A 14046-nucleotide genomic window follows, 5' to 3' on the forward strand; every position below is an offset into this window, starting at 1 on the left:
ACACGCACCCGTTGGAGGTGTGCCATGTTCCTGTCCGCAACGCCGCGCAGGCGCTTGACGACCGCGGTGGCCGTGCTGACCGCGCTGATCGTGGTCCCCGCGGCCCACGCGGGACCGGACCCCGGCGCGGCGACCGGCACCGATGTCCTGCAACCCCTCGCCGGTGGCCTTTCCCCCGCGCAGTTCGCCCACCCGGACAACCACTTCAAGCCGGCCATGCGCTGGTGGTGGCAGAAACCCCTGGACGACACCGAAGCGCAGCGCGAACTGCAGGTGATCGCCGACGCCGGGTTCGGCGAGATCGAAATCGCGTTCTCCGCCGGGGCCTGGGCCACCGACGACCAGCGCGCCATCCTCGGGCACGTCCTGGACAAGGCCGCCCAGCTCGGTATCAAGATCTCGATGACGATGGGCGCGGCCTGGCCGGTCCAGACGCCCGGCACCGGCGCAGGCTCGGGCTTCGCCTCCCAAGAGCTGCAGTACGGCCGCGTCCACCTCCCCGGCGGTCAGAGCTTCTCCGGTCCCGTCACCCCGCCGATGGACGCGGCTCAGCTGCCGCAGACCAGGAAGCTCGTCGCGGTCACCGCCGCCCGGGTGGTCGATGCCGGACCCGACGTGACGACGCCCGGGCAGCCGCCGGCCAAGTCGACCGTCCTCGACCCCGCGTCGCTGACCGACCTGACCGCGCAGGTGAAGGACGGAAACCTCACCTGGCGCGCCCCGGCGGGCGGCACCTGGGACCTGTTCGCCTTCTGGTCCCGCGAAAACAAGGGGAACTACACCAACCCCCTCGACGCCGATGCTTCGCGCAAGGCCGCGCAGGATCTCGATCAGATCCAGATCGGCACGGACAATGCGCCGAAGTTGCGGAAGGCCGGCGCGGACCTGTTCGAGGACTCCCTGGAGCTGCACGCCACCTCCATCTTCTGGACCCCGAAGATGCAGGCCGAATTCCGCAGCCGACGCGGGTACGACATGGCCAAGTACCTGCCTCTGATGTTCGTCCAGGGCGAGTCGGACTTCCCTGTGCCGCCGAAGGAACCGAACCCCGACTTCGCCCTCGCCGACGGGTCGGCGGGCAAGATCCGTCACGACTACTACGAAACGCTGACCGACCTCTACATCGGCAACCATCTGCAGGTCTTCCAGGACTGGGCGAAGCGGTACGGGATGCAGTACAAGGCTCAGGCCGCTTACCTGCAGGATCTGGAGCCGATCCGCAGCTTCCGGTCGCTGCAGAGCTTCGGGGGACGATCGGAGACCGAATCTCTCGACGCCGGCGAGAACCTTCCCATCTCGACCGACGATCCGGCGTGGCGGAACTCGCTGGCCTTCCAGCAGACGATCGCGTCCGGAGTGCACCAAGCCGGCGGAGATCTGCTGAGCGTCGAACTCGGCGCGTTCTTCAAACCCGCCTACAGCATGAACCTCGACAACTACCGCGATCTCATGGGCAAGGAGTGGGCCGCGGGCGTGTCGCAGCCGTTCATCCACGGCTTCGCGCTCCAAACGGCCGGCGCGGCGTGGCCGGGCACGACCCGCTTCGGCGAGACGGTCACCGACAGCTGGAACGACAAGAACTTCCCGCAGTGGTCGAGCTGGGCCGCCCTCAACAACTTCTTCGCCCGCGGAACCAGCGTTCTGGAGACCGGCACGGCCAAGACCGACGTCGCCGTCTACAGCGACTCGTTCCTGTCCCCGCGCGGGAACCAGTCGCCGTTCGACGCTCACCGCCTCGAGGAGCAGGGCTTCTCCGTCGAATACCTCGACCCGCAAGGCTTGGCACGGGATTCCCGGCCGGCCAACGGTGAGCTGTTCCCGAGCACCAGCGGCTACCACGCCTTGGTGGTGGACCAGCGTGCGGTCGGCCACGACGCGGCGGCGGCGATCCTGCGTGCCGCACAGGCCGGTGTCCGCGTCGTGTTCGTCGGCGCCTTGCCCGACCACGACACGACTTTCGCGTCAGGTGGCCGCGGTGACGCCGACGTCCGGAACAGCATTGCCCAAACGCTGAAGCAGCGTTCGGCGATCCGGGTTGCGTCCCAGAATGACGTCGCGGGCGCGCTGAAGCGGCTCGGCCTCGCGCCCCGGCTCGCGTCCGGTGGCACGCAGGTCCTGACCCAGTGGCGGGACGTGAAGGGCGGCGCGTACGCATACCTCTACAACCCGAGCGACCAGCCGGTGACCTTCGCCCCGTCGTTCGGCGTCCAGGGCGTGCCGTCGGAGATGAACCTCTGGGACGGCACGATCTCACCGCTCGCCCAGTACACCACCGGCGACGGGCGCACCTCGGTCCCGATGACGCTGCAGGGACGCGAGGGCAAGGTGATCGCGATCAACCGGGACGCTCGTCCCGCGGTGCACGTCGTCGGCGACACTCCCCCCGAAGGCGGGCAGCTGGCCCTTAGCGGTGGAAAGATCGTGTTCCGGGCGACCGAGTCGGGCACGCAGACGTTCCGGCTGTCCAACGGTCGATCGGTCGACGTGGCCGCGGAGGTCCCGAGCGACGACCGGCCGTTGTCCGGGCCGCCGTCGTCTCGTCCGTCGGTCATCGAGCCGTGGAGCCCGTGGTCGCTGTCGGTCAGGGCGGTGAACCCGTCGGGCGGAGCGACGGTCACGGTACCCAGCGGCCTTGGCGACTCGCAGTTCCAGCAGTACCGCCTGAAGGACTGGCGGGACATCACCGACCTCAACGGTGAGTCCGGTGCCGGCACGTACACGGCGAACACCGTCCTGCCTGATGGCTGGAAGGTCTCGCAGGGCGTTTGGCTCGACCTCGGGCACGTCGACGGAACGGCCGACATCACGGTCAACGGACAGGTCGCCGGCACCCAGATCACGGACGGCAGGCAGTGGGACATCGGCCACTGGTTGCACCCGGGGACGAACTCGGTCCAGATCACGGTGCGGACGACGCTGCGCAACGCGGTGTCGAAGTACAACAAGAAGTCGACGGCGAGCCAGCCGTACGGGCTGCGCGGTCCGGTGACGCTCACGCCGTGGCGGGACGCCGTGGTCTACGGCGGGCGGTAGAGGCTCCGGCCGCCATCGCATCGAGAGTCCGAGGGGGCGCCGAGCTGGCGCCCCCTCGGCTCGTGACATGGCGGTGAACCCCGATCGTCGGTGCTGCGCCGGCAGACCACGAGCCGGTGACGGTGATTGCGTGGCCGCGAAAGCTGCTCTCCCAGGTCGTGTTGACCAGCGAACCGGGCGAAGAGGTGAATGACAACCAAGGCTGGCTCAACATCGTCGACAACCCACATGAATGGCCGCCCGGGGTGCGCGTTCAACTTCACTACGAACACCTTCCGGAGCCGCTCAGCCTGCCCTCGACACCACTGATGAGCCCACAGCTCCAGACCCTCTTCTCCGAGTTCGCTTCGAGACTCCACAAGGATCTGGTTGCCTGAAGCTACCAAGCAAACCGAAGCGGGGGCGAGGGAGTCCTCTGCTGCGCTTTTTTCCACACCGGTTAGGGCAAAATGGCTCTGCTGCGGAGAGGAAGGGCCACCGACAAGGGCCCCCCCCCGACGTTGTAGCTTCCCGGCACCACCGTCCACCCGGTACTCGAGTTCAACCAAACAGCCAGCTCGTCACGCGGCACGTCGAGCGTCACCGTCGTGCGCTGGCCGGGGTTGAGAGTCACCTTCGAGAACGCCTTCAGCTGCTGAGCCGGCTCATGCGCCGCGTCCGGAGCCGCGACGTAGAGCTGGACGACCTCCGACCCGGCCCGGCTTCCGGTGTTCGTGACCGACACCGAAGCACGCAATCCGCGCGGCGTAGAAGATACCCGCAGGTCCCCCAGCTGGAAGCTCGTGTACGACAACCCGAACCCGAACGGGAACAGCGGCTTCTCCCCAGACCGCTGATACCAGCGGTACCCGACCGCCAGGCCCTCGTCGTAGAAGACGTGGACCCCGTCGCCCGGGAACTCGACGCCCGTCTTGGCCGGCCCCTGCTGATCGGTCGCGGGGAACGTCTCGGGCAGCCGCCCGCCCGGTTCCGCGTCCCCGAACAGCATCGCCGCCACCGCGTTGCCCTGCTCCTGCCCCGCGTACCAGTTCGCGATGATGCCCTTCACGCTCCCCAGCCACGGCATCAGCACCGCGCCCGAGGTGTTGAGCACGACCACCGTCCGGGGATTCGCCGCGGCGACCGCCGCGACGAGCTCGTTCTGGTCGGCCGGCAGCGCGAGCGTCGAGCGGTCCATGCCTTCGCTGGTGACGTCGGACAGAACCACCACGGCCACGTCCGCCGCACGCGCGGCAGCCGCGGCCTCCTGGTGCAGCTGGTCGTACCCGGCCTGAGACCCGAGCACCAGCGACGTCCGCGGGGCACGCCCCCCGACCGGCGCGGCCGAGACGTACGTGAGCTCGATGGCGTGGTCGCCCGCGGTCAGGGTCACGAACGCGTTCTGGGCGGATTCCCGGCCCGGAAGGTAGGTCAGCACGACCTTGCCGTCGATGCTCAACATCGTCAACCCGCCGGCGGTGAGGCTGAACCGGTACCGTCCGGCGGTGTCAGCGTGGAACGTACCGGTGTACCGCGCCGACCACCCGTCCGTCTGGCTCGCCACGGGCGCCGGTAGCGCCGTGACGTTCACGTTCGGGACTGTCTCCGTACCCAGCGGATCACCGGTCAGGTCGGTCGAGGCGTAGTAGGTCGCCGTGAGTCCTGCGCCGAACGCTGACGCCGGGACGACCGGCAGTGCGGCGATCCCGAGCGTGCCGCGCGCGTACGTCACCGGGATCGACCCGGCCCGCGCCCGGATCCCGGCCAGCGGGGTCACGACCGGGCCGTTCGAGGTGACGCTGCCGGAGCCGCCGCCGTGGGTTTGCGCTCCCGCATCGGCGGCGTCGCCGATGACCGCGATGCTGCGCGGCCGCGCGAACGGCAGGACGCCGTCATTCTTGAGCAGCACGCTGCCCTCGACGCCGATGCGACGAGCCAGGTCGAGGTGCGCCGGCGTCGAGACCACGGTGTCGACGACGGTCTCCGGGTCGGGCAGCGGGTGGTCGAACAGCCCGACGCGGATCATCGGGGTGAGGACCTGGGTCACCATGGTGTCCAGCTGGGCCTCGCTGACGGCGCCGGAAAGCACCGCCGCCTTGAGCGCGTCGCCGAGGTAGGTGCCACCGGGCATCTCGGTGTCCGAACCCGCCTTGGCGGTCTGGACGGTGCTGTGGGTCCCGCCCCAGTCCGACATGACCCAGCCGTCGTAGCCCCACGCGTCGCGCAGCGTGTCCTGCACGTTGACCCGGTTCTCGTGGGCCCACGTCCCGTTGACCTTGTTGTAGGAGGTCATGACGGCCCCGACCTGGCCCTCCTGGACCGCGGCACGGAAGCCCGGGAAGTAGATCTCCTGCAAGGCGCGCTCCGACACGACGACGTCGATCGAGTTGCGCAGGATCTCCTGGTTGTTGGCCGCGAAGTGCTTCACCGTCGAGATCACGTGGTTGGCCTGGATGCCGCGGATGGTCGCGGCCGCGAGCTGCCCGTTGAGGAACGGGTCTTCGGTGTAGGTCTCGAACGAGCGGCCCCAGTGCGGCAGCCGGATGATGTTGATGCAGGGCGCCAGTGCGACGTTGTGCCCCTTGGCGGCCTGCTCGGCGCCATAGGCCTTGCCGTAATCCTCGGCCGTGCCCGAGTTCCACGTGGCGGCCAGCGACTTGGAGTCCGGCCATTGGGTAACGCCCGTGGAACCGTTTCCGACGCCGCTGGGCCCGTCGGCCAGTCGGAGCGCCGGAATGCCGAGACGGGTGTTGGCGGGGATGTGGCCCGTGAAGCCTTTCGTAGCGGGAATGCCGTGGCAGTAGGCGATCTTCTCGTCCAGGGTCATCCGGGCCACCAGCTGACGAGCCCGCTTTCCGGCCGCCTGCGCCTCAGGGGACGCCACCGGCGCCGCGCGGAGCGAACCACCGGGCGGCGCGGCCTCCGCCAGTCCGGCGGGGAGCACGGCTACGACGCCCGTGGCGGCCACGCCCGCTCCGGTGAACTTCAACATCGACCGACGGGTGACATCCATCTGGATCCTCCTTCGGGGTGGGACGATCAGGCGTGGGTCTTCCAGAACAACCGTTCGGCCCGGTCCGGATCGTTGACGATCTTGCAGTCGGCGTCGAGCCACATCGTGGAACGGTTCTTCGGCGTGTAGGCGGGCCAGGCCGGCACGCCCGCCGCGGTGGGACGGCTGTGGTGAGCGAAGCCCGCCCACAGTGCGCTCATGTGCCGCGCGGTCGCAAGCTGCCCCGGCGGACCGTCGGCGGTGTTGGCGAATTTGAGCGGGATGTCCGAAGCGTGCGGCGAGCCGATGGGAAAATCGGTGCCGGGCACGGGAGTCGGGTTCTTGTAGGCGAGCTGGTACATGAACACCGGCGCCGCGTGCTGCGCCGCCTTGGCCTCCGCGATCTTGATCGAGTCGCGCCAGATGGGCGAGGTGGTGATCGCGAAGTAGAGCTGCGCCGGCGTCGCGTCGGGACGCGACTTGTGGAAGGTGTCGATGATCTCGTCCAGCTCGGCGCCTTGATACGTCTTGCTCAGTTCCCTGCGCAGGCCGGCCTCGTCGATGTGGAAGATGTCCGGCGGCCCGAAAAGGCTGAAGAACACCATTTCGTCGCGGCACGTGCCGCACATCAGGGGTTTGCCGGCCGAGAACGGCGCTACGCCATCGGCGAAGGGGTGCCGCGGGATGACGTGACCGTCGACGAAAGCGCCGAAGCCGGGCAGCGGATCGGGGTCACCCCAGGGCGCGACGCCGTTCGCGGCCTCGGACTGCTGGATTTCGAGCAACCTCGTGGCCGAGATCTCGTGCAGCCGGGGAATGTCCGATCTAGTCATTCCCAGCAGCTCCAGCGTGCGCCTCGCTCGGGCGGTGGCGCCTTCGCGAGTGGGGAAGCGCAGCGGCGCGGCGCTCTCGATCGACGCCTTGTGGAACAGGGGCACGGCGGCCGGCATGGTGTAGACGGCCGCGGTCTTGGCACCGCCGCCGCTCTCGCCCCAGACCATGACGTTGTCGGGATCACCGCCGAAGTTTTCGATGTTCTCCCTGGTCCAGCGCAGTGCCGCGAGGATGTCCAGCATCCCCTGGTTGGCGGCGTACCCATCGCCGGCGAGGTCACCCAGGAACAGGTAGCCCAGCAGGCCGAGCCGGTGGTTGGACTCGACGACGACCACGTCGTAGAGCTGCGCCAGATGAGTGCCGTCCTGCCCGGTGGCGGAGCCGGAGCCGATCATGTACCCGCCGCCGTGGTTGTAGAACATCACCGGCCGCCGCCTGTGGTCGGCGGCCGGGGTCCAGATGTTGAGGTAAAGGCAGTCTTCGGAGGGCGCGGGCATCCGGCCGTTGCCGTTCGGGCCCATCTCGTTGCCCGCCACCTGGAACGCCGGGTTCGGGAATTCGACCGCGTCGCGCACGCCGTGCCAGCTTCTGGGCGGCTTCGGGGCCTTGAACCGCAGCTCGCCCAGTGGCGGTGTGGCGTAGGGCACGCCGAGGAACTTCACGATGCCGTCCTCGCGCCTCCCCCGCACCCTGCCATACCGGGTCGCCGCCTCGGCTGTACCCAGTGCAAGAGCCGGCGACGGCAGGCACATCCCGGCGGCCACGGACAGCGATCCGCCGATCATCGCTCTGCGGGTGATCCTCGAGCTCACCATTTCGGACCTCCTCATCGAGGTGGGGCGATCAGATCGACGTCGTGAAGGTGTACTGGCCGGCGCCGACGGTGTGCGCGGCCGAGCTGCCGGGGAGGTACACAGCCGCGGTGGCGCCGGGCGGCACGGTGACCTGCAGCCGGAACTGGTGCGCGGACTTCGTCCAGCTGCTGCTGACCGTCCCGAACGGGGTCCGGTAGCTGGCGGCCGCGTGGGTCAGGTCGCCGACGGGCGCCGGAGCGATCTCCAGGCCGCGGTAGCCGACCGAGCCCGGCGCCTGCCGGATTCCGGCGACACCGCGGACGAACCACGCGTCGACCTGGCCGAGGAAGTGGTGGTTCTGCGAGCCGCCGCCGTCGAGGCTTTCGGACAGCGTGGTGTGTCCGCTGGCGATCAGGTACCCGTAGCCCGGCGAGGTCGGGTTCACGACCATGTCGTAGAGGACGTCGTTGCGGTTCCCGGCTTGCAGCGCCCGGAAGAGCGGGCCGAGCGCGACCGAGCCGGTGGTGATGTGGTTGCCCGCCTTGCGCACCGACGCGACGAGCCGGTCGAGCACCGCGGCGCGGTCGGCGGGCACGACCAAGCCCGCGTCGAGAGCCATGGCGTTGGACGCTTCGCTGTCGCTGCCGTAGAAGACGCCGGTCTCGTCGACGTGCCGGAAGCGGGTGGTGAACTCGGCGGCGAGCTGTCCGGCCAGAGCCGTGTACTTGGCGTGGTCGGCGTTCTTGCCGAGCACCTGGGCGATGCTCGCCATGTCCTGAGCGGCCGTGTAGTAGCCGGCGATGATCGCCAGCTGCATCGGCGTGGTGTTGTCCGTCGCGGACCAGTCCCCCAGCCCCGGGATGTCGCCGTTGTCGGCCGCCTTGTTCGCGGCCTCGTAGTCCAGCCAGGCGACCATGTTGTCGTAGAACGTCGCCATGGTTCGGGTGTCGCCGTAGGTCTGGTAGAGCTGCCACGGGATGCGGATGACTGCGCCGCCCCAGTTGACCTCGTCGAGGAACTCGATGGTGCCCTGCGGGTACTGCAGCTTGGTCGGGAGGACGCGGTGGAACTCCGGGGCGATGTTGGCGATCAGGCCCGGTGATTCGTCACCCGGCTGCCGCTGCGCGGTGGCCATGTTGCGCACGAGCTGCGGCTGGAAGGCCGACATGTCGTAGTCGGTGAGCAGCGCGTCGATGTTGTGCAGGTTGTCGCCGGTGTAGGGACCCTTTTCCCGGTCCGGGCAGTCGGTCAGGACCGACATCATGTTGCTCTGGATCGACCGCTCGGTGATGGCGTGGATCTGGTTGAGCAGGTCGCTGGACGAGGTGAACTCGCTCGCGCTCGGGTTCGCCGCGTGGACGACGTCCATGGTCAGGGAGTCCTTGGCCGGCGCCGAGCGCAGGCCGCTCACCTGCAGGTACCGGTAGCCGCTGTAGGTGAACTGCGGATGCCACTTCTCGACGCCGTTCCCGGACAGGGTGTAGCGGTAGGCGATCTGGTTGCCGGGTTTCGCGCCGGTGCTGCTGACGTCGAGGGTGCCGTCCGCGGCGAGCTTCTCGGCGGGGATCATGGTGATCGTGTCACCGGTGCGACCGGAGACCGACAGGCTGGGCCAGCCGGACCGGTTGGCGCCGAAGTCGAGGATGTAGGAGCCGTCGGCGAGCTTGCGGACTGCCGTGGGCCGCACGGTTTCCGCGACGGTGACCGGCGGCCGGGGGTTCGCGCGCAGCGGCGTCGTGTCGCGCGGGGTGGTGGTGTGGGACAGCTTGACGATGCTTGCCTGCTGCCAGTTCGTACCGTTTCCGCGGCGGGCGTCGTATTCCTCGCCGCTCCACCACGACGAGAACGTCGTCGGCCCGAGCGCCGTGCGCCACGTGCCGTCACTCGAGACGACATCGCGGTGCCCGTCCTGGTAGGTGACCTCGAGCTGGGCGATCACCTTCGGCTCGCCGTACACCGTGTACTGCTCGAGGGTGTTCCCGAAGAAGTACCGGCCCGGGGTCTTCACCCGCTGGTAGGTGCCGCTGCCGGTCTGGAGGTCGAGCGTGTTCGTGCCTGGCCGCAGCGCCCGGGTGAGGTCGTAGGTGCGGTAGTCGACCTCGGCGGTGTACGTGGTCTGGCCGGGTTCGAGCACGGCGTCACCGACGGGGCGGCCGTTCAGCGTGGCTGCGTACATCCCGAGCCCGGTCGTATACAGGCGCGCTTGCTTGACCGGCCCGCGGACGGAGAACGCCTTGCCGAACACCGGAAGCGGCGTCTCCTTGCCGTCCGGCTGCGTGTAGTCGTACGACGGGTTCTCGATCCAGTGGGCCGACCAGTCCGTTGCGGACAGCAAGCCCATCTCCCAGCTCGATTCCGCGCTCCACGGCGAGACGCGTCCGGCCGTGTCCCAGGTACGGACCTGCCACCGGACGTGGTCACGGGCGTGCAGCGCCGGGCCGCCATAAGCGATGTTCGACGTGTCGGCCGAGCGGACCTTCCCGCTGTCCCAGAGGTCGCGCGGCCGGGACGAGGTGTCGAGGGTCGCGCGGATCTCGTAGGCGGCTTGCCCCTGGGCGGGCGGGAGCCAGCTGAGCAGGGGCTTGGCCGCGTCGATCCCGATCGGCTCGGCGAGGTTTTCCGTCCGCAGGGCGGTGGGCTGCGCGGGGTGGCCGCCGGCCGGCGCGGCAGTGGCCGCCGGTCCGGATGCGGCCAGCAGGACCGCGGTCAAGAGAGTGAGCAGAGAGCGCCGGTGGTTCATCGGCTGTCCTTTCGGCACGGCGACGGCTACGCGCGGTTGAGGATCCGGACCGGGCCCAGCAGGCCGGCCGGTTTGAGTTCGGTGCCGGCGCCGATGTTCCGCAGCGGCGGCTGGACGGAGGCGACCGGAGTGGCGCCGGGTTGCTGGTCGCCGACCAGCCGGTTGAACCAGCTGTCGGTGACCTTGACTTGCAGGGTGTTGCGCCCCGGGCGCAGCGCGTCGGTGATGTCGAGGCGGTAGGGCGCCCGCCAGGCGATGCCGGTGTCCGCGCCGTTGATCACGACTTGTGCGATGTCGTGAACCTCGCCGAGGTCGACGACGACGCGTCCGCCGAGCCCCTTCCACTCCCCCGGCACGTCGAAGGTCGCCGAGTAGGTCGCGGTCCCGGAGAAGTAGCGGACGCCGGGGTCGGTTTCCTGGGACAGCGACCGGAGGAAGGGGAACGTCGTTGTCGCAGGAGCACCGCGGCCTGCTTCGAAGTCCACCTTCCACGGGCCGTCGACGGCACCGATCTGCCGGTCGGCGACCGATGCGACCGTCTTCGACACCGGGGTGCCGTGCGAGACGATGACGAAGATCGAGTCGACGGGGCCGAGGTCGACGGTCAGCTTGGTCGCCCCGCTCGTGGCGTCGAACGTGATTGGTGCCGTCTGGCCGGTGACCGGATCCCAGGTCTCCACGGCGCTGCCGGCCGAGCGGAGGGTCAGCGGGATGGTGGTGCGCACGTTGCGGCGGTTGACGAGGAAGTAGATGTCGGCGGAGTCGGTGCGGCGGTGGGTCAGCCACAGGGGCTCGTTGGCGGTGAGCGGGTCCATGGCGTCGAGCCGGTAGGTCCAGTCAGGGACGACGCTGAGTTCAGCGAGGGCTTCGGCGGCGGTGATCCCGCTGAAGACGCGGCCGGCCCCGACGACGCGGTCCCGTTCGTCACCGCCGCCCCAGAGCCGGGTGGCCACCTGCTGGAACTCGGCGTCGTCGTCGGCGAGGCTGGGTGACCCGGCCGGCTTCGGCCCGGCGATCGCCGCTCCGGCGTCGACGAACCCGGCGAGCTTGCGCAGCACCGGCAACGTGATGCGCTGGGCGTCTCCGCCCAGCCAGAGCAGCGCGTAGGCCTGTCCGGAGCGGGTGACGATCCGGCGGTCGCGCACCGACATCTCGCTCAGGATCACGGTGCCGTTGACGAAGTCGTAGTCGTACCCGATCGGCTGGTCGGTCTGCCGGAACGTCCGGCCCCATACGCCCGTGGCGGGTGCTTCCTGACCGTAGAAGTAGGCGACGTCGGCGACGTGCGTACCCCCGGACAGCAGCCAGCAGCAACGCGCCAGGTACGTCGTCCACGGCTTCGCGACCTCGGCCCACGTCTCGAGCCGGGTGAAGAACGATCCGATGCCGTTGAGGGTGATCCCCGGGCCGCGGTCGAGCGGCTGGTGCACGGACGTGTGGATCATGAACCGGGTCGCGCCCTGGGCGAGCATCTCGTCGGCCAGGGGCTTGAGGTCCTTCGGTGTGAATCCCTGCGGGGTGAAGGTGAACGCCTCGACCGCCGCGTGCGAGCGGCCGTAGACGTGGGCGACCGAGGCGGCACCGCGGGTGTCGACCCGGTAGGTCTCGAAGGACTGGTCGCCGGGGGCGAACGCCTCGCCGGACGCGCCCATGGGGATGTCGGCGTACTGCCGCATCTCCAGGTCGTCGCCGAACCAGCCGCGCTTGTCCTCCTGCGCTTCGGCGTAGGTGCGCCGGAGCCCGCGCTTGTGCGCTACTTCGGGGATGACCTGGTAGTGGTTCAGGGCCAGCAGCTCGTTCAGCGTTCGGCGCCAGTCCCACAGGAACTTGTCGGAGTCGCCGACGCTGTCGACGGGCACGCCGGTCAGGACCGGCAGGTACGGCGCGGGGTCGTAGCCTCGTCGTTTGCGGAACTCGTCCAGCAGCGATTCGGTCCAGTTCTGGTACCCGGCCTCGTAGCTGTCGTTGAGCAGGCCGGTGAGCCCGCGGGCGCCGAAGAGGTCCTTGCCCGCCGCGTCGGAGAGCATGTCGAGGTAGGTGTTCAGGTACTTGCGGACCCGGTTGGCGTCGAGCTTGTCGACTTCCAGCCCGGTCGCCGCGGTGGACGCGGGCCCGTTCTGGTGGCCGGTGAGGCTGAAGCCGAGCCGGACGACCACCCAGGTGCCGCCCGGCACCGGCCAGCGAAGGGTCCCGTCTGGAGCCATCTTGCCGGTCAGGTCCACCACGTCGGCGCGGCGCACGGCCGTACCCGCGCCCTGGGACGGCGTGGCGATCCGGTAGTAGTTCGCCGTCTGGCCGAAGCCGGCCTTCACCTCGAACTCGTGGACGGTCGCGACGGTGCGCAGGATCAGGCTCGAGAGCGCGATCGGCGTCGACGACGGGGCGGTGCTGCTCTGCCCGAAGACGACCTTGAAGTACCGGGCCGTGGTCTGGGGCACGAACGATGTGCGCTGAACGCCGCTGTAGATGCCCGTGGCCAGGAGGTCCCACTTGCGGCCGTCGGGGCTGCTGTACAGCTGAGCCGACGGGCCGTACTCCACGACGTCGTTCCAGCCGCTGAACGCGCCTCCGGCCGCGATGGTGAGCCCGGTGACGGTGACCGGGCGGTCGTAATCGAAGCGCACCCACGTGCCCTCGGGCCCCGGTGCGGGCAGGGTCTGGGGGTCGGCGACCGAGGCGTTCGCCAGCTTCGCGCCGTCGAGCGGGCCGGCGGCGGCGTACACCCGCGGCGCGAGCGCCGCCTGGTTCCGGGGTCCGTCCGGAACGCGGTAGGCGAAGACCCGTGCGTCGCGGTAGAACGTCGGCAGCGGGATGGGCGTGGAAGACGAGGCCGCGGCGTCGGCGAACGACCCGGCGACGGCGGGTGGTTGCGGGAGTTTCAAGTCCTGCTGGCCGCCGTTGACCCAGGTTTCGGTCCAGACGTATTTCTTCATCGCGTCTTCGGCCGCGACCCAGGGACCACCGGTCTCCGACCACCCGGGCGAACAGGCGACGTCGGCCTCGAGGCCGAGTTGGTCGGCGAGCTGCATGGCCGAGCGGAACGCGGCTTTCCAGCCGTCGGACATGTACGGCAGCGGAGTGGGCACGACGACCGGGACGCGCCCGGCGCCGTCGAAGTTCACCATGCCGCCGATCCCGGCGCGCTTGAACCACTCCAGGTCGGCTTTGATGCCGTCCTGGGTGATGTTCTGGTTCATCCAGTGCCACCACACCCTGGGCAGGGCGTCGGCCGGCGGTGCCCGGAACCCGGCCAGCACATCGGAACCATCCAGCGCGGACGCGAGCCGCGGGGCGGCCAACGGCGCCATCTCGGACAGGTCCGGCGCCTCGGCGCTCGCGCCCGCCGCGGTGCCCGGCACCGCTGAAGCGCCGGCTGCGCCGATCGCCGCCACCGCGGCACCACGAAGAAATCCTCGCCGACTCGTCGACATCCGCTGTCCTCGTTCTCGATTTCAACGATCTTGTGACAGTGATTGAAACGATTCATTCACCAGCTGAGCCTGATGCCGACTCCAGGCGAATGGAAGAGCCCGAATTCGGACGAAGTGCCCAATCGGGCTATCGGCCCGCAGTCAGGCGTTCAAGGGGGTCATCGAGCGTGAGGGAACAGCGAGCGGCGGGGACGGAAGTCTGTAGCGCACAGCAGCTCCTGTAGAGGCCGCGAAGAAGCGGCC

The 14046-nt window shown here is 69.4% G+C and carries 6 protein-coding genes; 2 read left to right on the forward strand and 4 right to left on the reverse strand.

Annotated features, from left to right (window positions below; translation table 11 throughout):
• The first annotated feature begins 24 nt into the window (after window positions 1-24).
• Both ACZ4TR_RS16665 and ACZ4TR_RS16670 read left to right on the forward strand, forming a co-directional pair.
• Window positions 25-3033 carry a glycosyl hydrolase gene (locus ACZ4TR_RS16665; protein ID WP_465287838.1) on the forward strand — a complete coding sequence of 1003 codons (3009 nt, stop codon included), beginning with the start codon at window positions 25-27 and terminating at the stop codon, window positions 3031-3033.
• A gap of 116 nt (window positions 3034-3149) precedes the next feature.
• On the forward strand, window positions 3150-3410 hold the full coding sequence (locus tag ACZ4TR_RS16670; protein ID WP_465287839.1) for a hypothetical protein: 261 nt from the start codon (window positions 3150-3152) through the stop codon (window positions 3408-3410).
• 62 nt (window positions 3411-3472) lie between these two features.
• Here ACZ4TR_RS16670 and ACZ4TR_RS16675 read toward each other — a convergent pair whose 3' ends face one another.
• Genes ACZ4TR_RS16675 through ACZ4TR_RS16690 form a run of 4 tightly spaced genes read right to left on the reverse strand, consistent with a single transcriptional unit; the run spans window position 3473 to window position 13803 of the window.
• Entirely contained in the window at window positions 3473-6025 is a 2553-nt protein-coding gene (locus tag ACZ4TR_RS16675; protein ID WP_465287840.1) for a beta-glucosidase, read from the reverse strand.
• Between the two features lie 26 nt (window positions 6026-6051).
• Window positions 6052-7653, reverse strand: a complete 1602-nt coding sequence (locus ACZ4TR_RS16680) for a carboxylesterase/lipase family protein (protein ID WP_465287841.1) — start codon at window positions 7651-7653, stop codon at window positions 6052-6054.
• Between the two features lie 28 nt (window positions 7654-7681).
• Window positions 7682-10372 (reverse strand): family 78 glycoside hydrolase catalytic domain, encoded by a 2691-nt coding sequence (locus ACZ4TR_RS16685; RefSeq protein WP_465287842.1) that lies wholly within the window; start codon window positions 10370-10372, stop codon window positions 7682-7684.
• A 26-nt stretch (window positions 10373-10398) separates the two neighbouring features.
• Entirely contained in the window at window positions 10399-13803 is a 3405-nt protein-coding gene (locus ACZ4TR_RS16690; protein ID WP_465287843.1) for a glycosyl hydrolase, read from the reverse strand.
• Window positions 13804-14046: the final 243 nt, after the last annotated feature.

It is taken from the genome of Amycolatopsis sp. NPDC028719 (assembly GCF_055565395.1).

Bases quoted from the DNA above. Each gene is read 5' to 3' on its own strand.
- ACZ4TR_RS16665 (WP_465287838.1), top strand. From the start codon at position 25: ATGTTCCTGTCCGCAACGCCGCGCAGGCGCTTGACGACCGCGGTGGCC.
- ACZ4TR_RS16675 (WP_465287840.1), bottom strand. From the start codon at position 6,025: ATGGATGTCACCCGTCGGTCGATGTTGAAGTTCACCGGAGCGGGCGTG.
- ACZ4TR_RS16680 (WP_465287841.1), bottom strand. From the start codon at position 7,653: ATGGTGAGCTCGAGGATCACCCGCAGAGCGATGATCGGCGGATCGCTG.
- ACZ4TR_RS16685 (WP_465287842.1), bottom strand. From the start codon at position 10,372: ATGAACCACCGGCGCTCTCTGCTCACTCTCTTGACCGCGGTCCTGCTG.
- ACZ4TR_RS16690 (WP_465287843.1), bottom strand. From the start codon at position 13,803: ATGTCGACGAGTCGGCGAGGATTTCTTCGTGGTGCCGCGGTGGCGGCG.